The 21,981-nt window shown below is 33.7% G+C and carries 21 protein-coding genes; 15 read left to right on the top strand and 6 right to left on the bottom strand.

All coding sequences use genetic code 11. The features are described from left to right. Positions 1-161 precede the first annotated feature (161 nt). From glyQ to ETI37_RS02945, 13 genes are all read left to right on the top strand, one after another. Positions 162-1,079, top strand: a complete 918-nt coding sequence (gene glyQ, locus ETI37_RS03005) for a glycine--tRNA ligase subunit alpha (RefSeq protein WP_006584805.1) — start codon at positions 162-164, stop codon at positions 1,077-1,079. After that, the gene (glyS, locus tag ETI37_RS03000) at positions 1,072-3,138 is read left to right on the top strand and encodes a glycine--tRNA ligase subunit beta (protein ID WP_006586789.1); all 2,067 of its coding nucleotides are present in this window, start codon (positions 1,072-1,074) and stop codon (positions 3,136-3,138) included. The genes glyQ and glyS overlap by 8 nt, the downstream gene beginning before the upstream one ends. Before the next feature lie 51 nt (positions 3,139-3,189). Next, the gene (dnaG, locus tag ETI37_RS02995) at positions 3,190-4,977 is read left to right on the top strand and encodes a DNA primase (RefSeq protein WP_022091167.1); all 1,788 of its coding nucleotides are present in this window, start codon (positions 3,190-3,192) and stop codon (positions 4,975-4,977) included. Positions 4,978-4,989: 12 nt separating this feature from the next. Further along, on the top strand, positions 4,990-6,084 hold the full coding sequence (rpoD, locus tag ETI37_RS02990) for an RNA polymerase sigma factor RpoD (RefSeq protein ID WP_006586787.1): 1,095 nt from the start codon (positions 4,990-4,992) through the stop codon (positions 6,082-6,084). Between the two features lie 103 nt (positions 6,085-6,187). Then, a complete protein-coding gene (locus ETI37_RS02985; protein WP_006586786.1) occupies positions 6,188-6,877 on the top strand; it encodes a tRNA (adenine(22)-N(1))-methyltransferase in 690 nt (229 codons plus the stop codon). After that, a complete protein-coding gene (locus ETI37_RS02980; RefSeq protein WP_006586785.1) occupies positions 6,870-7,667 on the top strand; it encodes a Nif3-like dinuclear metal center hexameric protein in 798 nt (265 codons plus the stop codon). The genes ETI37_RS02985 and ETI37_RS02980 overlap by 8 nt, the downstream gene beginning before the upstream one ends. Before the next feature lie 16 nt (positions 7,668-7,683). After that, the gene (gene pepT / locus ETI37_RS02975; protein WP_143458389.1) at positions 7,684-8,922 is read left to right on the top strand and encodes a peptidase T; all 1,239 of its coding nucleotides are present in this window, start codon (positions 7,684-7,686) and stop codon (positions 8,920-8,922) included. A 293-nt stretch (positions 8,923-9,215) separates the two neighbouring features. Then, positions 9,216-9,584 carry a GntR family transcriptional regulator gene (locus ETI37_RS02970; protein ID WP_006586783.1) on the top strand — a complete coding sequence of 123 codons (369 nt, stop codon included), beginning with the start codon at positions 9,216-9,218 and terminating at the stop codon, positions 9,582-9,584. Continuing rightward, a complete protein-coding gene (locus ETI37_RS02965; protein WP_006586782.1) occupies positions 9,584-10,285 on the top strand; it encodes an ABC transporter ATP-binding protein in 702 nt (233 codons plus the stop codon). Before ETI37_RS02970 ends, ETI37_RS02965 begins: the two co-directional genes overlap by 1 nt. Continuing rightward, positions 10,286-11,098 carry a hypothetical protein gene (locus ETI37_RS02960; protein WP_006586781.1) on the top strand — a complete coding sequence of 271 codons (813 nt, stop codon included), beginning with the start codon at positions 10,286-10,288 and terminating at the stop codon, positions 11,096-11,098. Positions 11,099-11,112: 14 nt separating this feature from the next. Next, the gene (locus ETI37_RS02955) at positions 11,113-11,910 is read left to right on the top strand and encodes a hypothetical protein (RefSeq protein WP_022091166.1); all 798 of its coding nucleotides are present in this window, start codon (positions 11,113-11,115) and stop codon (positions 11,908-11,910) included. A 14-nt stretch (positions 11,911-11,924) separates the two neighbouring features. Continuing rightward, positions 11,925-12,683 carry a hypothetical protein gene (locus tag ETI37_RS02950; RefSeq protein ID WP_006586779.1) on the top strand — a complete coding sequence of 253 codons (759 nt, stop codon included), beginning with the start codon at positions 11,925-11,927 and terminating at the stop codon, positions 12,681-12,683. Between the two features lie 60 nt (positions 12,684-12,743). After that, positions 12,744-13,430, top strand: coding sequence for a CPBP family intramembrane glutamic endopeptidase (locus ETI37_RS02945; RefSeq protein ID WP_006586778.1), 687 nt, complete (start codon positions 12,744-12,746; stop codon positions 13,428-13,430). 49 nt (positions 13,431-13,479) lie between these two features. Here ETI37_RS02945 and ETI37_RS02940 read toward each other — a convergent pair whose 3' ends face one another. Both ETI37_RS02940 and lepB read right to left on the bottom strand, forming a co-directional pair. Then, positions 13,480-13,665: an LBP_cg2779 family protein gene (locus tag ETI37_RS02940; protein WP_006586777.1), complete on the bottom strand. Its 186-nt coding sequence runs from the start codon at positions 13,663-13,665 to the stop codon at positions 13,480-13,482. A 70-nt stretch (positions 13,666-13,735) separates the two neighbouring features. Then, a complete protein-coding gene (gene lepB, locus ETI37_RS02935; protein WP_006586776.1) occupies positions 13,736-14,314 on the bottom strand; it encodes a signal peptidase I in 579 nt (192 codons plus the stop codon). Positions 14,315-14,400: 86 nt separating this feature from the next. On the opposite strand from lepB, the gene ETI37_RS02930 reads away from it, so the two are divergent. Further along, a complete protein-coding gene (locus ETI37_RS02930; protein ID WP_006586775.1) occupies positions 14,401-15,123 on the top strand; it encodes a hypothetical protein in 723 nt (240 codons plus the stop codon). Positions 15,124-16,072: 949 nt separating this feature from the next. Next, positions 16,073-17,458, top strand: a complete 1,386-nt coding sequence (locus tag ETI37_RS02925) for an RsmB/NOP family class I SAM-dependent RNA methyltransferase (RefSeq protein ID WP_006587330.1) — start codon at positions 16,073-16,075, stop codon at positions 17,456-17,458. Between the two features lie 468 nt (positions 17,459-17,926). Here the strand turns inward: ETI37_RS02925 and fni are convergent, their stop codons facing one another. Genes fni through mvk form a run of 4 tightly spaced genes read right to left on the bottom strand, consistent with a single transcriptional unit; the run spans position 17,927 to position 21,952 of the window. Continuing rightward, a complete protein-coding gene (fni, locus tag ETI37_RS02915) occupies positions 17,927-18,949 on the bottom strand; it encodes a type 2 isopentenyl-diphosphate Delta-isomerase (RefSeq protein WP_006586773.1) in 1,023 nt (340 codons plus the stop codon). Further along, positions 18,949-20,037: a phosphomevalonate kinase gene (locus ETI37_RS02910; RefSeq protein WP_006586772.1), complete on the bottom strand. Its 1,089-nt coding sequence runs from the start codon at positions 20,035-20,037 to the stop codon at positions 18,949-18,951. Before ETI37_RS02910 ends, fni begins: the two co-directional genes overlap by 1 nt. Before the next feature lie 38 nt (positions 20,038-20,075). Beyond that, positions 20,076-21,038, bottom strand: a complete 963-nt coding sequence (mvaD, locus tag ETI37_RS02905; RefSeq protein WP_006586771.1) for a diphosphomevalonate decarboxylase — start codon at positions 21,036-21,038, stop codon at positions 20,076-20,078. Beyond that, on the bottom strand, positions 21,038-21,952 hold the full coding sequence (gene mvk / locus ETI37_RS02900) for a mevalonate kinase (protein ID WP_006586770.1): 915 nt from the start codon (positions 21,950-21,952) through the stop codon (positions 21,038-21,040). Before mvk ends, mvaD begins: the two co-directional genes overlap by 1 nt. Between the last annotated feature and the right edge of the window lie 29 nt (positions 21,953-21,981).

Genomic DNA, 21,981 nt, shown 5'->3' with positions numbered 1-21,981 from the left:
TGCTGTTTGATGGGAGAGCACCTAGGAAAAGGCACCTCTAGTCAACTTAATTAAGAGCAGGAAACGATAGCTTCCTGAATTAGGGTGGAACCGCGATTCAATCGTCCCTATGCAAAATTTTGCATAGGCTTTTTTTATGCCTTTGCACAGGAGGAAATTAGATGACAAATAAGAAATTAAATGTCCAAGATATGATTTTTAAATTAGAACAATTTTGGGCTTCTAAAGGTTGCATGATTATGCCTTCTTACGATGTTGAAAAAGGGGCAGGAACTATGAGTCCGTATACTTTTTTACGTGCAGTAGGTCCAGAACCTTGGGCTGCATGTTATGTTGAGCCATCAAGAAGACCAGCTGACGGTAGATACGGTGACAACCCTAACCGGTTATTCCAACACCACCAATTCCAAGCTGTTATTAAACCTGCACCAATTGATATTCAACAATATTATTTAGATAGTCTTCGTGTTTTGGGAATTGAACCTTTAGAACATGATATTCGTTTTGTTGAAGATAACTGGGAAAACCCATCAATGGGTTGTGCCGGTGTTGGTTGGGAAGTATGGCTTGATGGGATGGAAGTTTCACAATTCACTTACTTCCAAGTTGTTGGTGAATTAGATGTTAAGCCAACTATGAGTGAAATTACTTATGGTGTTGAAAGATTGGCTTCATATATTCAAGATGTTAACAGTGTCTTTGATCTTGAATGGGGTAATGGAATTTTATACCGTGATATCTTCAAAGAACCAGAATATGAACATTCTAAATATGCATTTGAAGAAAGTAATCAAGAAGAATTGTTACAATTCTTTGACACTTATGAAGCAACAGCTAAAGAATTGCTTGGCAAGAACTTAGTTCACCCAGCATATGACTATATCTTGAAGTGTAGTCACACATTCAACTTGCTTGATGCACGTGGTGCTGTTTCTGTTACTGAAAGAGCTGGTTACTTAGCAAGAATTAGAAATATGGCCCATGAAGTTGCTCAATGCTTTGTTGAAGAACGTGAAAAGAGAGGATTCCCTTTACTTAAGAGCGCAGAAGTAGAAAAGGCGGAGAGTGAAAATGACTAAAGATTATTTATTTGAAATTGGCACTGAAGAAATGCCAGCTCATGTTGTTTCTAGAAGTGTAAAACAATTAGCAGATCGTACTAGTAAGTTCTTGAAAGATAATGGCTTGGAATTTAAAGCAATTAAGACTTTTTCAACTCCTCGCCGTTTAACGATTTTGGTGCAAGATTTAGCTGAAAAGCAAGCAGATATTGATGAAATAAAAAAAGGCCCTGCAAAGAAGATTGCTTTAGATAGTGAGGGTAATTTTACTAAAGCTGCTCAAGGTTTTGTTCGTGGTCAAGGAATGACGACTGATGATATTTACTTTGAGGAATTAAAGGGAACTGAATATGCTTATGTTCATGTTCAAAAAGCAGGCAAACTTGCCACTGATATTTTACTGGGCATGAGCGACATTATTAAGGCGATGACTTTCCCAACTAAAATGCGCTGGGGCAGCAATGACTTTGAATTTGTACGTCCAATTCATTGGTTAGTTTCATTATTCGGTAGTGAAGTAGTACCTGTTAAAATTTTAGACATCACAGCTGGACGTAAAACAATGGGCCACCGCTTTTTAGGTGATAGCGTTATTTTAGCAAATAGTGATGATTATGAAGAAGCTTTGAAAGGCCAATTCGTAATTGCCGATGCTGCTGAACGCAAGACAATGATTGTTAACCAAATTGATCAATTAGTTGCTGAAAACAATTGGAAAGTTAAGCTTGATGCCAGCTTATTGGAAGAAGTAACGAACTTGGTTGAATATCCAACTGTATTTGCAGGTAGCTTTGATGAAAGTTACTTAAATATTCCAGATGAAGTTTTGATTACATCTATGAAAGATAATCAAAGATACTTTGAAGTTTATGATCAAGATGGCAAATTAATTAACCACTTCATTTCAGTTCGTAATGGTAATAAAGAATTCCTTGAAAATGTTATTAGCGGAAATGAAAAGGTATTAGTTGCTCGTTTAGATGATGCTAAGTTCTTCTATGATGAAGATAAGAAATACCCACTTAGTCATTTTGTTTCAAGACTTGATAAAGTTTCATTCCACGATAAAATTGGTTCAATGGCTGAGAAATTAGTACGTGTACGTATCATTGGTGAATACTTGGCCAAGAAATTTGGATTAAGTGATGGAGTTATTAAGAACTTTGATCGTGCTAGTGAACTTTATAAATTTGATTTAGTTACTCAAATGGTTGGTGAGTTTGCTGAACTTCAAGGGGTAATGGGGATGCACTATGCAGAGCTTGCTGGTGAAAATAAAGATGTTGCTCTTGCAATTAAGGAACACTATATGCCTCTTACTGCAGAAGGCGAATTACCAACTAGTGAAGTTGGTGCATTATTGTCAGTTGCAGATAAATTTGATAATATTATTACTTTCTTCGCTGCTGGTATGATTCCAACATCATCAAATGATCCATATGCTCTTAGAAGATATGCATATGGAATCGTTAGAATTTTACTTAACCAAAATTGGTCACTAGCAATTGATAAGGCTTTGCCAGAAATGGTTGAATTGCTTGATGGTAAGACAAAGGCTAAGATGCCTAAGACTGGCCAAGAAGATGAAGAAATTTCACTCTTCATTCGTGATAGAATTAAACAATTTTTGCAAACAAATAATTACAAGTATGATGTAATTGATGCAGTTCTTCATTCTAGTCAAAAGGATCCAAGTCGAATTTTAGCAGCAGCTAAAGTATTGCAAGCACATCACGATTCACCAGAATTTAAGCCTGTAGTTGAAAGTTTAATTCGAATCGAAAATATTTTGAAGAAGGCTAAATATAAAGGCGATAGTGTAGTTAAGAGCGATTTATTTGAAGATAATTCAGAAAACGAATTATATTTAGCTAGTCAAAACTTGCAAGCAATTGATAACTTTACAGAATTGTATGAAGCATTTGTTTCAATGCAAAAAGTAATTGACAGATACTTTGAAGTAAATATGATTATGGCTAAAGATGAAGCAGTTAAAAATAATCGCTTGGCACAATTAAGCCAAATCAATGAATTAGCTACTCGTTTAGGTGCATTAAGCAAGTTAGTTATTAAATAAAATGCTTTGTTATAAAATAAAGACAAGTGTCTATTGAAAGAGGTGATACAATTGGCAGGACGCATCCCAGAAGATTTTATCAATGAGGTACGAAATAGTATCAATATTGTTGACGTAATAAGTCAGTATGTATCACTTGAAAAAAGGGGCAAAGACTACGTAGGCCTTTGTCCTTTTCATCAAGAAAAGACCCCATCATTTACTGTTAGTGAAGATAAGCAGTTTTTTAAGTGCTTTGGATGTGGTAAGGGTGGTAATGTCTTTAGTTTTATGCAGTATAAGGAAGGCTTAAGCTTTCCAGAAGCAGTGGCTGAAGTAGCAAAAATGGCCAATTTAGCAATGCCAAGTGGCTATCAATCTGAGATGAAGCCATTAAGTCCTTTGAAAAAAGTTCATCAAGATGCCTGTGATTTTTTTCATCAAGTATTACTAACTAGTAAAGCAGGTGAGCGAGCTCTAAATTATGCTAAAGAGCGTGAATTATCTGAAGATTTACTTGAACACTTCCAAATCGGATATGCACCAAATAGTGATCATCTATTATTAACTTTTTTACGTGGTAAAGGATACGATGATACAGTGCTTGCTAAAAGCGGGCTCTTTTCTCAAAATGAAAATGGACAATTATTTGATCGTTTTCGTGATCGATTGATGTTTCCTTTAGCAGATGAAGTAGGGTATATAGTCGGTTTTTCTGGACGAAGAATTTCTAATAATAAAGAATTAGCGAAATACTTAAATAGTCCGGAAACTGAAATTTTTAATAAATCTAAGGTCCTATTTCACTTAAAAGAAGCTAAAAAGGCAGCGCGAACTGAAAAGCACCTTGTTTTATATGAAGGATATATGGATGTAATTGCAGCCTATAAGGCTGGGATTAAGACAGGGATTGCTTCGATGGGAACTAGCTTGACTGATGATCAGGTATATTTACTTAAACGTATTAGTCGCAATATCATTATTAACTATGATGGTGATGAGCCTGGACAGCACGCAATTGAGAGAGCAAGTCATATGTTTGAAACAGTTGGTGGCTTTCAAGTTGGCGTAGTTTCCTTGCCAGAAGGGCTTGATCCAGACGAATATGTAAAAAAATATGGCCCTGAGCGCTACCAAGATGAAGTTAAAGGTGCGATTACGCCAACTGACTTTTTCTTAAAACGGTTGGAATTAAAGTATAATTTTTCAAATGATCGTGAAAAATTAGCTTATTTAGATGAAGCAGTTAAATTGATTGCACCGCTCAATAATCCTGTTGAACGGGATCTTTATGTTACTAAGCTTGCCAAAAAGGTAGGTGTTTCAGAAGACTCATTGAAAGTGAGTTTGCTGAGAGAAGGACGCAAACTTCGAGTAGCTGAAAGAAGAAAAAAACAATATGATTTTGAACCTGAAGAACAAAGTAAGACTCAAGTAGCAACACTGCATAATGCTAATCCAGCTCTTGTTAGACTGTTTTATTTATTTGTTCACTCTGAAAAGGTTAGAAATTATTTGCTGGACTTACATTTTCTCTTTCCAGATGAAAGCTATGCCAAATTGGCTGAATCTTGGCTTGATTTTGAAGAAACACATGATAATGCTACAATTAACAGTTTCTATGATTTTATTCCTGATGATTTAAAGGGTATAATAGATAACATGGAAATGATGACAATGCCTGAAGACTTTTCTAAAGAAGAAGTCGATGGATTGTTGGCATCACTCAAAAAGCTTGACACTCAACGGAAAATTAGCAATTTGCAAATGCAATTGCAGGATGCTCAACGTAGACAAGATGAAGATCAAGTGCTTAAAACTTTAGAAATGATTATTAATGCAAAACGCAATAACAATTAGGGAGGCTTATTAATGGCAGATATGACTTTAGACAAAAAAGTTAAAGAACTTGTCAAAGAAGTCAAAAAGAGTAAAGAGATTACTGAAACCGACTTTACTGAAAAGTTAATCAAGCCATACAAGCTTGAGGGCAAGGCTGTTGACCAACTGGTTCAAGAATTCGAAGATAATGGAATCAGTATCGTTGATGCAAACGGTGAACCATCAAACTTAGCCTTAAAGAAGCAGAAAGATGTTGAAAAAGAAGAACTTAAAGATTTATCTGCACCTGCAAGTGTGCGAATGAATGACCCAGTTAGAATGTACTTAAAGGAAATTGGTCGGGTTCCTCTTTTGAATGCTGATGAAGAAATTGCTCTTGCTAAGAGAATTCAAGATGGTGATGAAGAAGCAAAGCAAGAACTTGCAGAAGCTAACTTGAGATTAGTTGTTTCAATTGCTAAACGTTATGTTGGTCGTGGAATGCAATTCCTAGACTTAATCCAAGAAGGTAATATGGGGTTAATGAAGGCTGTTGACAAGTTTAACTATAAGCTTGGTTTCAAGTTTTCAACTTATGCTACTTGGTGGATTCGTCAAGCAATTACACGTGCAATTGCAGACCAGGCTAGAACAATTAGAATTCCAGTTCACATGGTTGAAACAATTAACAAGTTAATCAGAATTCAACGTCAACTTTTACAAGATTTAGGACGTGAACCAACGCCTGAAGAAATTGGTGCAGAAATGGACATGGGAACAGATAAGGTACGTGATATCTTAAAGATTGCCCAAGAACCAGTTTCTCTTGAAACACCAATTGGTGAAGAAGACGATTCACACTTAGGTGACTTTATTGAAGATAAGGATGCAACTAGTCCTGAACAACATGCTTCATATGAAATGCTTAAGGAACAACTTGAAGAAGTACTTGATACATTAACTGATCGTGAAGAAAACGTTCTTCGCTTACGTTTCGGTTTAGATGATGGCCGGACTAGAACCTTGGAAGAAGTTGGTAAGGTGTTTGGAGTTACTCGTGAACGTATTCGTCAGATTGAAGCAAAGGCTTTACGTAAATTACGTCACCCAAGTAGATCAAACCAATTAAAGGATTTCTTAGATTAATAAAGAAATAACAGATAGCATTTGCTATCTGTTTTTTTTACTTAATATTATTTCCCCATTAGCAAGAGCTTTTTTGATACAATCAATTAATAGGAGGGATAGCATGCTTGAAACAAGACTTGCCCATTTGGCGGCAATGGTAGACGAAAATACACGTTTAGCTGATATAGGAACGGATCATGCATACTTACCAATTGATTTGGTTAAATCAGGGAAAATTGACTTTGCAATTGCTTCAGATGTTGCTGAAGGGCCACTAGATAATGCCAAAACTGACATTCTTGCAGCAGGTTTAAGTAAAAATATAGAAACAAGACTTGGTAGTGGTTTAGAAACGTTAAGACCAGAAGACAATATCCAGACAGTTGTTATCGCTGGAATGGGTGGAAAGTTAATGTCTGATTTGCTTGAAACAGCTAAAGTAAATGGAAACTTATATCCTACTTTAATCTTGGAACCAAATATTGGTGAACCACGTGTTAGAAAATGGTTAATGGAAAATAATTACCAGATTATTCAAGAAGAGATAATTGATACAGCTGGGCATATCTATGAATTGATTAAAGCTACATTAACTACTAGCAAACATTCACTAACTGATAAGGAACTTCTCTTTGGTCCATTTTTGTTAAAGGAAAAAACTGCTGTTTTTACAAAAAAATGGACTAATCAACTAGCTTATCAAAAGCAATTGTTACTCAATTTAAATAAGGCTAAAAATAAAGATATGGCCCGCATTTCTGAAGTTGAACAAAGAATTAAGTTTATTGAAGGAGAGCTAGAAAATGACTAAAGTTAAAGATATAATTGCTAAATTAAATGAACGTTTTCCTGAAAATATTGCGAGCAGCGGAGATCCTGTTGGACTTCAAATTGGCTCAGTTGATGCAGAAGTTACTAAAATTATGACTACACTTGATGTGCGCCCAAATGTGGTTGACGAAGCAATAAAAAAAGGTGTCGATTTAATTATTTCTCACCACCCAGTAATGTTTAGACCTGCTAGAAATTTAGACTTCAGTGATCCACAAAATGCAATGTATGGAAAAATTATTGCTCACGGAATTACCGTTTATTCTATCCATACTAATTCAGATAAGGCCGAAAATGGTTCAAGTGATTGGCAAGCAGAGGAATTAGGTTTAACTAATATTGAGCCTTTTGCAATTGATGATGATGGGATTGCAGTTGGCCGAAAGGGGAAACTACCCAAACCGATGAAAGCAATTGATTTTGCTTATTACACCAAAAAGCAAATGAATGTTGACTTTGTTCGCCTAATCACAGCTAATAATGATAAAATAATATCAACAGTTGGTTTTGTATGTGGTGATGGTGGCAAGTTCTGGCGTGATGCTCTGAAAGATAACTTGGATGCATATATCACTGGGGACGTCTACTACCACGTTGGTCATGATATGATTTCTAGTGGTTTAACAGTAGTTGACCCTGGTCACTACACCGAAAGTCTTTTCAAGACAAAATGTGCTGAAGTGCTTGATGATTTCAAGGCTAGTGAAAATTGGCCAGTTGAGATTGTAATCTCCCAAGAATCAACTGATCCATTCCAAGATTTAATGTAAGAAAGAAGAAATAATTATGGAATATCCAAATTTACTACCACGTTTTTTGAAATATGTAAAAATCAATTCTCGTTCTGATGAACACGCTGACCGTTTCCCATCAACTCAACGTGAAGTTGATTTCCAAATGGTTATCAAGAAAGATTTGGAAGAACTAGGCCTATCAGACATTCATTATAATGAAAAAGCTGGTGTTTTAATTGCTGAAATTCCATCAAATGTTGACTACGATATGCCAGTTATGGGCTTTTTAGCACACTGTGATACAGCTGATTTTAATAGTGAAAACATTAAACCTCAAATCACAGAAAACTATGATGGAGAAAGTAAGATTCAATTAGGTGATAGTGAATTTTACTTAGATCCAGCAGTTTTCCCTAATATGAAGAAATATAAAGGTCAAACTATTATTTCTGCCTCAGGTGATACCTTACTTGATGGGGATGACAAGTGTGGTGTTAGTGAATTAGTAACATTTGCTGAATATCTGCTTGCTCATCCTGAAATTAAGCACGGTCGTATTCGCTTAGGCTTTACTCCAGATGAAGAAATCGGTACTGGTGCTGGACACTTTGATGTTGAAGATTTTGGAGCTGATTTTGCTTACACTGTTGATGGTGAAGCACCTGGTAAACTTGACTGGGGTACTTTTTCAGCTGCACAATTTGGACTCGACATTCAAGGAGTTAATGTTCACCCAGCTGTTGCTAAAGGCCAAATGATTAATGCTATTCAAGTTGGTATTAACTTCCAAAACTCATTGCCACAAAATGAAGTCCCAGAACAAACTGAAGGTAGAGAAGGATTCTACCACTTGATGAACTTCCAAGGTACCGTTGATAATGCTCACCTTGACTACATTATTCGTGACTTTGAACGTGATGGCCTTGAAGCTCGTAAGAACTTGGTTAAATCAATTGTAAAGAAAATGAACGATGAATTTGGCGAAGAACGTCTTAAGCTCAAGATGTGGGACCAATACTACAACATGGCTGATGAACTTAAGAAGCACATGGAAGTTGTAGATTTGGCTCGTGATGCTTACAAGGCTGAAGGCTTGACAATCAATGAAGATCCAGTACGTGGTGGTACTGATGGTTCTCAATTAACTTACATGGGGCTTCCTTGTCCAAACTTATTTGCTGGTGAAGAAAACATGCATGGTCGCTTTGAATATACTGTGCTTGAATCTATGTGGAAAGCTGTCGATGTAATGGTTAAAATGGCAGAATTACACGCAGAAAGAAGCAAGTAGTGAAACAAAATTAATATAAATATTTTTACTTTGCTTTAATGAATAATTTTTTATTATTGATATATAAAGCTTCTTTGATAATAAAAAATTAAGAAAAAGTTATGCACTAATACTAATTAATAAAAAATATAGCTGATAAATACTGATATATAGGTATTTGTTGGCTTATTTTTTTGGAAAATATCAATAAATGAAAAATTGTGAAACATAAAAACTATCTACTTGCAAAAAAGTATAAGTTAAGATAACATAATAGTGTATTACACGACTAACACAATAAATGAGGCGAGAATATGGAATTTAAAGACAATGTGCCTATTTATATTCAAATTGAGCAATATTTATATCGGCTCATAGTGCAAGGAGAATTACCAGCTGGTCAAAGAATTCCATCTGTTAGACAGCTAGCTGTTGATTTAACGGTTAACGTCAATACAGTTCAAAGAGCATTGCAAGAGATGAATAATCAGGGGATTTTATTTACCAAACGTGGAGAAGGTAATTTTGTTACTGAAGATACTGCTCTTTTAGAAAAGACCAAAAAAGAGTTATTAACGCGAGAATTAGATGATTTTGTCGAAAACATGCATCGTTTAGGCATCAAGAATGACGAACTTGTTCCAACACTATCAGAATATTTAGAGAGTTTAGGAGAAAAGTAATGAACAAAGCATTAGAAATTCAAAATTTAACTTACAAGAAAAATCAAAAAGTAATTCTGGATAATATTAATTTAGATCTCGCCCAAGGAAAAATTGTTGCCTTGTTAGGAGAAAATGGTGCAGGTAAGACTACTTTAATGCGTTGCATTGCTGGCGTTGCCAAGAATTGGTCCGGTAGTATTAAAGTGGCAGGAAAAAGTGGTGAAGCAGAGAAAAAAGCTAAATTAGCATTTACAGATAAACTAACTGGTTTTTCAGATTCAACCAAAATTAAACATGTAATTAAGTTTTATGAAACTATTTATTCTGATTTTGATTTAGAAGAATTTACTAAATTACGTGAATTCATGAAGTTATCACCTGATATGCGTTTAGGTCAACTTTCACGGGGGATGCGTGAAAAGTTGGTAATTGCTTTAACATTTGCTAGAAAAGCAGATTTGTATCTTTTAGATGAACCATTTTCAGGAATTGACCCAATGGCAAGAAAGAAGATTATTAATTCTATTATTTTGTGGAAAGATGACAATGCTACTATTTTGATTTCTGACCATTTTGTTAATGAAATTGCAACTTTGCTTGATGAAGTTATTATTTTGAAAGATAACAGAATTTTAACTCATCAAAGTGCTGATCAAATTAGAAGTGAGAATACCAGTATTGAATCCTTCTACCAAGCCTTTTATGAGGGGGAAGAATAAATGACCTCTTTTAGTAAGTTATTTAAGGTAATGCAGCTACCTAAGTTAAAAATTGCAAGTTGGATATATTTAGTGCAATTAGTTGGAATGATTGCAATTGGACTATACTTTCAATTTTCTAATAGTGTTAGGCTACCTTATGAAAGTGCGTTTTTAGCTGAAGCTATCACACTTGTTTTAGCTGGTTTGTTTTTATACTTTTATTTGCTCAATAAAGAAATAAAAAGCTATAAAAGTCAAACTTGGCAACTAATGCCAGTTTCGTCAATTAAGTTATATTTAACAAATCAATTAACTACTTATTTAGCAATAGCATTATTTTTAGTATTTCAAGTTATAAATTTTGGGCTAATTTTGGGAGCATTTGCAGTTTCTTATCCAATAAATTTTTCTGAAATATCGAAAGCTCTTAATAACCCTACATCAACTTCTGTATTAGGGCAAATGGCAGTCTACATGATTTCATTAGGATGTTTATTTGTACTATCAGCAATTAGTTTCATGGTAATAATTATCTTTTTAGTAATGGTATCGCAAGTGATTGTCAATTTATTACCAGGATTTAAGAGTAAGAACTTAGTAAATTTAGTTCGAATAATTATTGGAATAATTGGTTATTTGATTATTGGTAATGTTTCTAGTTTTGCCTTTGAATCACTTTTAAAAATAAAGGATAATCCTTTGGCAGCTTTATCAAGTTCTGGATTAAGTGCTTTATGGACAAGTAATGGAATTTCTTTATTGTTTATTTTAGTCATTACAGCAGTCAACTTATATCTTTTAAAGAGATTCTTTGAAGCCAAGGCTAATTAGAAATGGAGGATAAAATGACGAGTTTTAGTACAGTATTTAAGCTACTTCAAGCAAAAAAAGCTAAAAAGATTTTAATGATTTACCTGATTCAATTAGCAGCGATTATGGCAATTGGAACATATTTGTATTTGGTAAATGCAAAAGAATTTCAATCAATTTTTGTTAGCTATGAAGTTATTGCTTTAACTACAAGTTTCTTTGCGTTGTTAATTAGTTGGTGCATTTTATTTATTGATGAAATAAAAATGTATGAGTCACAAACATGGCAACTTTTGCCAATTAGTTCTAAAAAATTCTTTTTAGCTAATATTTTGACAACTTATGTAACACTTTTTTATATGGCATTACTTGATTTAGGAACTTGCGCAATTTTAATATCAGTAGCATTTGCGGCAAGTAAGCCAGAATTAAAAGATATTTCGGTAGGTAAAACCCTAGGACAGCTACCTATTGGTGAAATTGCTCTATATGGATTGGGCATAGCTTTATTAATAGCTTTAGGATTAATTAGTTTTTCTTTGATGATTAATTTCTTGAGCTTTTCTTCAAAAACAATTGTTAATTTGTTGCCGGGCTTTAAGAGTAAGAAATTAGTTGGCTTATTACGTTTTATTTTCGCAATAGTGCTTTACGCAATTCTTACATACTTTATTAATACTTTTTCAAATGTTTTCGAAAAGGGCATTATTGATCGACAAGTCAATTTATTGGTATTGTGGCTCAGTGTTGCAGAAACTGGAATTTTTGTATTAATAGGGTCTATTGTTGATACTTGGATTTATCAAAAATTCTTTGAAGCCAAGGCTGTATAAAGGAGGGAGCTAAGGTGTTAGCTTTAACGGATTCTCTTTTTCAGACTAAAAAAAATCAAGCCAAAATCACCTTATTGGGGTATTTTTTAATAAGCTTAATTTTAGCTGTATTTTTAATTACAGGTAGAGCTTGGAGCTTCGTAGATTTTTCACTTGTTCCTGAAGATAAAGGTCTACCACTAGTTATGAGTTTTTCATCAACACTTTATAAATTTGATTTACTCTTTTTTGTATGGTGTATATATTACTTTGCTAAAGATTTAAGAAAGCAAACTTGGCAATTGGTTCCTTTATCAAGTACCAAAATATTTACTGCACAGTGGTTGAGTACATTGCTAGCTTGTGCCTATCTATTTATTGGGCAATTATTGTTAACTTTTATTTCTTATGTTGTATCTTATTTATGGGCAAGTAACCAGGTCTTAAATGGTTTAAGATTACTTTTTGATGCAAAATTTGAATTTCTCAATGATTTAGTATTTTTGACATTCTTTTGTTTAGCATGGCTTTTATTCACTGCATTAGTTGAAATCTGTAAATATGGAATTATTTCTCTATTACCTTTTTCTGGAAACAAAATTTTTGAAAATATTATTGAAATAATTCTTGTTATAATTGGGTTAATAATTGCTATTAACGGTTTTAACTTTATGTTTTTTAATGTTGGTACAACAGAAGAAGCAGGAACAATTTTTATGATAATTACATCTGTAATTCTGTGGTTAATTGTTCAACCATTATTCAATCGAATTGGTGAAAGTAAGGCAGAATAAAAGTATAGTCTAAAAAAATGTATTATACTAAAAACATTCACATGAAAAGGAGGAAATTTAGTGAAGATTATTTCATATTTGAAAAAAATAGGTCTTTTTATAGTTTCATTTTTATTATATGAATTGTTAATGAGTTCATATGTCATTCCCAAATCATTAAATAGTAACAAAGAAATGATTGGAAAATATCATTTTGTACTCTATGTGGCAACCATTGCGTTAGTGATGCTCGTGTATCATATCTATAAAAAACAGTTAGAGCAAGAGAATGAATGGCATTTCAATGAGAAGCCACATTTTAAGTGGTCAAAATTAGGATATAGTGGTTTAGCTTTTGTGGTAATGATTGCTGCCCAAGTTTTAATAAATATGTTTTTATCCTCTTCATCCAATTCTGCTAATCAAAAAGCAATTGATCAATTAGCAAAGGGAACGGATTGGCATTTTATTGTCTTTATTATTTTCTTAGCACCAATGTTTGAAGAAATAATCTTACGTGGTCAATTTTTCAATATTGCTTTTACTAAAGAAAATAAGTTGAATTACTGGTTAGGGATTGTAATCAATGGTCTATTCTTTGCTTGGTTGCATGATCCAAATTTCTCAATTCATATCATTACTTATTGGGTAATGGGGGCAATTTTAGCGACAACATATTTAAATACCAAAGATTTAAGATATTCATTTGTAACTCATATGCTTAATAATACTATTGCTGCATTACCATTAATCTTTGGGATGCATTAAACAAAAAAGAGTAGCACTTTTTTATTTAAGTGCTACTCTTTTAATTTGATTAATCTTGACTCTGAATATATTCCAAGATTTGATTAATTTCTTCACCTGTAAATGATCCATCACCAGTTTTCATAGCATGAATTTTTTCTACTGAAAGATGGCTAGCAAAGGCTAACTCAGTATCATTAACGTGATGTTTTACTTGGTAAGTTATAATTACATCTGAAAGTTCTTCTTGGTTCATATTAGCTTGGCTCCTTTAAAATAAATCCACTATTTATCTCTACATCTATTGTAGTTGAAATAAGGCCTTATTAAAAGGTAGACCACTTGGTTAATGGCCAATACCGGAAAATCACCTTGCCGACAATTGCGCTTCGTTTTACAAAGCCGAAGTATCGGGAGTCTTTCGAAACATTACGGTGATCACCCATTACGAAGTATTCACCACTTGGAACTTTATTAACACCAAATTTACTCTTTAAACTAAAGTTTTCTGTATAAAGTTGCCCACCTGAGTAAAGCTTTTTACCTTCAGTTAAGTATGGTTCGGAATATTTCTTCCCATTTAAGTATAGTTGATCATTTTTGTAAGTAATACTGTCACCAGGCATTCCCACAATACGCTTAATATATAATGCTCCTGGTTCATCGGGAGCATTTAAAATGACAATATCACCACGTTTTAAACTGGTATGACGCAAAGCAATAATTCGGTCACCATTTTCAAATGTTGGTTGCATTGATGGACCTGATACAGTTTCATTTGATAATACAAAACTAAAGATTAAGTAATAAATCCCCAACAAAATTGCAGCCATAACAAAAACTTGAAGTAGCCATTTACCTAAGCTTTCGTTTTCAGCCGCTTTATTCGATATATTTTTTCCCATTAAAACGTCTCCTTTATTAATCTATTTTCAATTATAACTGATTTTAACCTGATTGAATGGTAAAATCCTATTAAGGATAAGGAAATATGACTGATTTTTTAACAAAATTAATTAAAATAGATAATGAATTGAATATTCCAAGGCTTCATCAAGAAGTTTGTGAAGTTAAACGTGTTTGTTCAGTATTAGATAAAAAAGAAGTGCCTAACTGCCAAATTATGAATTTAGGTCCTATTACCGCGCAAAAAAGTGCAGCTAAAAAAATACAAGTAGCTAATAATTTACTTAATAGCTTTCGGCAATATTTATCTTTACATTATGGATTGTGGTCTTTGCCCAATGTCCAGACAGCACGAATAATCAAAGAAAAGTATAATATAACTAGTGCAGTTGAAGTTATGGCTGGCAATGCAGCGTGGTCTAAAGCTTTAAGTATGGCAGGAGTAAAAGTCTATGCTAGTGATAATTTGGTATGGTCTAAAACTTCCAAAACAGGTGGAGATTTGTTTTATCCAGTCGAGAACTTAGACGCAAGTTCAGCGATAATCAAATATCAAAATTGTGATTTAATTATTTGCTCTTGGGCGCCTAATTTTGGTCATGCTGATATTGATTTAATAAAAGTATGGAAAAAGCTAGAGCATAGACCCAAGTTGTTGTTTGTCGGTGAAGAATTTGGGGTAACGAATTCAGAAGAATTTTGGCAAACAGTATCATTTATTAAAAAGCCAGAATTAGCTTCAGTTAATGCTAGTTTTTCAAGCTTTGACTTTATTGAGGAAAGATTTTTTGAGATAGATGAAGATTAAGAAGATATTTTTAGGGATTTTTTTATTTGCTTGTTTTTTAGTAGCAGGAGTGTTAGTTTCAAATATTCAAAGTATAAGTGCAGATCAAGTTTTAACTGCTAGTGGGCTATCAAGCTATTCTAGAAACTTAAAAACTAATAGCAAAGTTGAGATTAGGACACTTTTGAAATACCTTACTAAAAAGTATCCTAATGAAAAGATAACTTTAGAACTGAATAATAAATATGATCAAGATCAAGTATTAATTTGGTCAAACTATCAAAATGAATTATTACCAGTTGCTAAGGGACGTTATTTTAATCCAGAAGAATTCGAAGGGGTAGTAAGCTTTGGTATTGTATCGCCAACTTCTAATATTCAACTTTTGAATACACAGGATAATAAATATATTGTCTTAAATAACCGTTATATTTCTGTAGTAGGGACTTTAAAAGAAGTTAGTGATAATATTCAAACCAAATATTATTTGACCACTGGAATTAATCAAGGCAATTCCAAAGCACGTCTTAATAATTTTGATATTATTATTGATACTCCATCTAACAGAGTGGTTCAGGGCGTAAGTAAATATCTGAATGGACAAGTAACTTTTTCAGAATTAGTTTCTACTCACCGTAGGACTCACTTCATTCGAGCAATGGCTTTTTCGATTTTATTAGGAATCATAGTGCTATTTGCAGGATTAGTTGCGGGTGCTTGTGCGATTATTAATCACATTCATAGTCAAATGGATAAAATTGAACGACCATTGAAAAAGTATTTTATTGCAAGTAAGTTGGGAAGATTTGTTTTTATTAATATTCTTATGGGCTTGGCAGCATATTTCTTTTTAACTTGGCGATTATATTTTACTAGTTTGAGTTATTTGATAATTTTATTTGTATTAATGATGACATTAAATGTTGTGATATATATGTTGGTTGTATTTTTCTTGAACAGAAAGGAAAAATTGGATAAATTAGTTTTACCTAAAGAATTTAAAGATAAATATCAAAAACTATTGGCTAAAAAAGCTGATAGCTTTTTTACTGCACTTGAAGCAGAACCTAAGAAGGCCTTTCGTTTGAACCCATTAAAGGCTGATTACCAAGAAGTAAGTTATGATTTATCTAAACCTGTTGATGGGGTAGCAGATGCTTATTATGGGGAAATAAGTGGTCGAGATATTGAGTGGGTTAGTGGTTATGTGTATTCTCAAGATCCTTCGGCAATGTATCCAGCTGAAGCACTTGGTGTTAAGCCTGGTCAGAAGGTTTTAGATCTTTGTGCAGCTCCAGGTGGAAAATCAACTGCTTTATTATCCGCTTTAAAAAATAAAGGCTTATTAGTTGCCAATGAAATTTCAACTAGTCGAGCAAAGAACTTACGAGAAAATATCGAACGTTGGGGAGCTGACAATTGCTTAGTTACTAATGAAGATACCAGTCATCTAGCCCAAAAATTCCCCCGCTTTTTTGATGCGATTTTAGTTGATGCACCATGTAGTGGTGAAGGGATGTTCAGAAAAAATCATGATGCAGTAACTTATTGGAGTCAAGAATATGTTCTTGAATGTAGCAATCGGCAAAAGGAAATTTTAAATGAAGCAGTTAAAATGTTAAAACCAGGTGGTAGTCTTTTATATTCAACTTGTACATATGCACCAGAAGAAGATGAAGAAATTTGTGCTTATTTGGTTAATGAATTAGGCTTCAAATTGGTTGAAACTAAAGTTAGTGTGGCTAGCCAAGGAGTCCCTGCTTGGGGAGAAAATCTTGATGGAATTGAGTATGCAAGAAGATTTTGGCCAGAAGATGAGATAGGTGAAGGGCAATTTTTGGCCAAGTTTATCTTGCCTGAGATTAATAATGAAGAAGCAGTTACTAACTCTAAGCAGAAAAGTAAAAAAAGAGGAAAAAAAGCTAATAAGAGATTAGAAGTCTTTACAAAGGCGGAAAAAGAATTAGTACAAGAATTACTGGCCGATTTTAATTTACCGAATAATTTTGACTTTAGTAAAGCAGTTAAAAGTAAGGATCATGTATATATTCCAGCTGTTGAGGATGTTTCTCAAATAAAAGTATTAAACAATGGGTTGGAACTAGGAGTTTTGAAAAAAGGTCGTTTTGAACCTAGTCAGCAATTGGCACAATATTTAGGACAAGTGCGACAAGAAAAAGTTGTTGAGTTACAGAATCAAGCTGAATTTGAGAAATATTTGCATGGAGAAACAGTACGGACAGAGGCGAAGTTAAAAGGCTTTGTATTAATTAGTTATCAAGATAAAATTTTCAGTTTTGGTAAAGTAACAGGGCAAGTAGTTAAAAATTTTTATCCTAAAGGGTTGAGAATTTAAGACATACTTTAAATTATGTAAAGTAGTAAGAATAAACATATAACTTCCTAGAGAAAAATACAGTAATACAAAAAATGTTGATAATCTTGGTTATATAAAACCTTGATATATCAACATTTTTTCTTTTTTATAAAACATTTTGTTCTTAGGGCAATATCATACTAACGGTTCCATTTTCTTAGTTGAATGCAGCCAATAGTATTTTTTTATCCCCGGCTTAGTTTTCATCAATTTAACAATTCTATAGTAAATTTCGTATTCCAATGTTTCTTTTTTAACATTAACAGCCTTGCTAGTTTTTTCAAAAGAAGTAAGTTTTGCATCAAAATTACTTTTGTTAATGTCCTTCTTGATAATCTGTAGTAATTTTATATACCCATTCAGTTGAATTATCTTCTAATAAATCAACTGACATAAAATATAAAGTAATCATTTTTTACCTCTTTTCTTTTATATTCCAGCCGCTATTTAATCATCAACAATGATTTGAATCAATTCTTTCCATAACCCCTTAGTTAAAGCATATTTTATCTTTTTAGCTTCGTTTACATTATTAATTCCAAAGAGAGCAAATAGACCAGCTAGTTCATCTTCGAAACGTAATACCGTTTCAACCAATCCGTCTTCGCCACTATTTTCATAGGCCTGCAAGAATAAGTTGGCAATACCAACAGATTTGGCACCCAAAACAAGACATTTCAAAATATCTAAAGCATTCCTTATACCTCCCGAGGCAAAGAAGTCAATGCCACATTCTTCTGCGATAAGTGCTGATTTAACAGTTGACAGGCCTAGCTCATCTAAATAGGGGAGCGGATGACTTGAGCGAGCATTTTCAATTTGAGCAAAGTTAGTTCCACCAGCGCCACCAAGATCTATAAGGTTAAAATTATTCTTTTGTAGTAATTCAATGCTTGCTTTATCAAATCCAAAGCCAACCTCTTTAATAATTACAGGGACATCGACGACATCTCTGATTGCTTTTAATTTATCAATCCAAACAAAGTCCCGATCTCCCTCAGGCATTGCTAATTCTTGAACAGTATTTATATGAATTTGAAGAGCGTCAGCTTGTAATTCTTGTACAATATTTTTAGCTGTATTAGCGGGCGTATTTGGATTAACATTGGCAAAAAATAGCCCATCAGGATTTTCTTCTCTTGCAACATAGAAACTAGCAAGTTGATCTTTCTCTTTTGCCAAGATGCTGCTTGACCCAGTAGCAAAGGGGATTTGTCCAATTCTACTTGCCTTACCAATTGCTCGATTAATTTCTTTTGATTTTTCAGATCCGCCTGTCATTGCGTTGATATAAAAAGGCGCCTTGACCTTTTTACCTAAAATCTCACAAGCAATTGCGGCTGATGAAACCCGGCTTTCTGGAAGGGCAGGGCGTACCAATTCAATACGATCAAAATCATTGTCTTTTATGGTGAAATATTTTTTAGCTAAAGCTAAATGTTCTTCTTTTCTTTTTGAGTGATTTGACATTATTTTTCCTTAGTTTGCTTTAAAACATGAACTCGAAAATCAAGTGGCAAAATACCAACTTTTCGCCAAGCTGCTTTTAGATCGGAAATTTTCCCACTATGATTGGTAATAACAATTCCACAATCACCGTTTCCAGCACCAGAAGTTTTGGCAGCAAAGCCTAATTTCTCAGCAATTTCAATTAATTCTGTTAAACGCGGAATTTCAATTGCAATATGATTTAATTTTGCAAAATGAGCTAGCAATTTTCTGTTCACACGAATTTGTTCCTGGATAAGATTGATATTTTGTTCTTTAAAACCAGCAATCATTTTTAGAACACATTGACGTGAATTTGCTAAAAATGCTTCATATTCTCTTTGAAAATTCTCTTTTTGAGCATTCGTTTCATCAACTAGACGAGAAGTTGATGCTGGTTTTTGGCTCCAACCAATGACTAATTCCATTCCAGCAGGTGGAGTTAATAATTGAACTTGTAAACCAGGCCATGCCTCACTTAGAACTTCGCTGAGTTTTTTAGTTGTTAGTTCACGTTTAAGCCATTTTTTGTCAAATGTTTGATAAGCTAACCATCCACCATAAACGCTTGCGGCAATATCGCCAGCTGAGCCATTTCCTTGAACGGAGTAGTGACTAATTGCGGCTAACTTATAAACTAAGTCGTGCTTACGTTCAATTCCATAAAAGGCCAAAATTGCTTTAACAGTTGCTACAGTAACAGCAGCTGAAGATCCTAACCCATATTTACGACCATCTTTGCTATCTAAATCTGAATTAACATGCAAATCATATACTTTAAGTGAAATTCCATTTTCAAGTAAGTATTGTTCAGTAAAGCGAATTGCAGCCAAGATATATTCAAAGGGGTTATCACGATTATCAATTACCATTTTATTACCTTGACGGCGCCAATGAATTGAATCTTGTGAATATTGCTTAGAATGAATTATTCCAGTATTCCCAACTGCAGCTGAAATAGATACACGTACAAATTGATTAAGGGCGACGATAATCGCTGGACAATTTTGTTCTAAAACAGCATATTCACCAGCAATATAAAGCTTGCCAGGTGCTTTTTCTGTAATCAAATTATCTTCCTCGAATCTTTATAAATTAATTTTTGAATTTAATCTAAATATGTGATTCCTGGTCCAAAACCAGCTTCGACTATTTTAACATTAGGTAAGATATTTTTAACATATTTTTTTATATTAGAGCAAGAATTTTTCTGACAAAGGATTTTAACATTAGGCCCAGCATCAATTGTGTAGTAGCATTCAAGCCCCTTGTTACGAAGTTCTTGAATTAGTTTAATAATTTCTAAAGTTTCGTTTGCAAAATATGTAAAACCAGGTTGAGCGGCTAAGTTTATGGCGTGCATTTCACTAGCACTAAGTTCAGCAAGTTGGCCCAATTTGGTAAAATCATTGCTTTTAATTGCAGCTTCCATTTGAGCAATTTCTTCATCATTGCGTGCTATCCATGGTTTAAAGAATGGGGAAGTTTGGGCTAGTTTCATGCCTTTAGTTGATGAAAGCTTTTTTTCAGCTTCGCTGATTTCAACAGCAAGCAATTTTAAATCCATTTGTGGTTTTTCATCAATTACTTCAGCAAATGAATTTGCGCTGTTAGTCCCTTTATTCCATTTGACAAATCCACCATATATTGATCTGGTTGCACTTCCTGAGCCTAAACGTGCTAAAATTGAAAGCCCCTTTGGAGAGATTGATAAATTATAAGCTTTTACAAAACTAGCCGCTAAGGCAGCAAAAGCAGAACTCGAAGAGGCTAGTCCAGCGGCAGTAGGTACGTGATTGTCACTGATAACATGAAAATTACCAGCAACATTGAAGAGTTTTTGCAGACGCTCAACATAATCAAAAACACGATTAGCTGCAGGGCCAGTTACTTCTTGGCCATTTAAAATGAATTTTTTATCTTCTGTGTCAATCAATAGACTAGTATCTGTATAAAAGGCATCTAAAGTCATTGAGATGCTCGACATTAATGGTAAACGTAAATCAGCATCTTTTTTACCCCAATATTTAATTAAAGCAATATTTGTATGTGCGCGTGCGGTATTCTTCATTAAATTTCCTCAATCCAGTAATTACTTATTAACTTGTGACATTTATTGGCAATTGTTTGAGCCAGTTCTTGATTAGGGCAAAGAGCAATAACTATTCCTCCTAAACCTCCACCAGATAGTTTGGCACCGTAAGCTCCAGTATCAATAGCTAGTTGACACAAGTGGTCAATTTTAGGAGTTGAAACTTTGAGTTCTGCTAGATATTTTTGAGATTTTGTAAATGCTTGGCCAACTTGTTTAGCATCTTGACTTATCCAGGCTTGCTTAACTTGGTCAGTTAAGTTGCCTAAATTTTCTAAATTATTAGCTTGCTTTTTTGAGCTAGTGACTTCATTTTTTACTAGTTCTACAGCCTCTTTAGTATTACCTAAATCTCCAGTATCCATAATTAGCAAAGTCGCATTTAATTTTTGCTTCAATATTTGAACGCCGGTTTTTTTATTGAAAAATACTAAATAGTCAGAGTTAACAGTAGCACTATCAAGTCCTGATGCCTTTCCGTGATTAATAGTTTCGGCATGATTAGTAATTGCCATAATTTCTTTATCACTTAACTTAAGCTTGAAAAACTCATTTAAAGCCTTAGTTGTTCCAAGCGATACAGTAGCACTAGAACCTAAACCACGCTCAATTGGAATTAAGCCTCGATAACTGATCTTTAAATAAGGGCTGGATGGTTTAAGATTTAAAAAATATTGCAAAATATATTTAAGTCCGGCATATTCAGCTGGTGCCTTGAAAAAATCTCCATGATAACGATCAGTATCCATATAGTGATAGTTATCATTATTTTCACTGACAGTAGTTTTAATATTTAAACTTTGAATAGGCATACTTAAAGCATTATAACCATAAACTACTGAATGCTCACCAATCAAAATTACTTTACCATGGGCTAAATAACTTGTTTGCAAAAGAATTCCTCCAATAAATGCTTATGGTA

Origin of the sequence: Lactobacillus mulieris, from assembly GCF_007095465.1 — a bacterium.
Taxonomy (GTDB): domain Bacteria; phylum Bacillota; class Bacilli; order Lactobacillales; family Lactobacillaceae; genus Lactobacillus; species Lactobacillus mulieris.
This window is presented reverse-complemented; position numbering and strand designations above follow the sequence as displayed.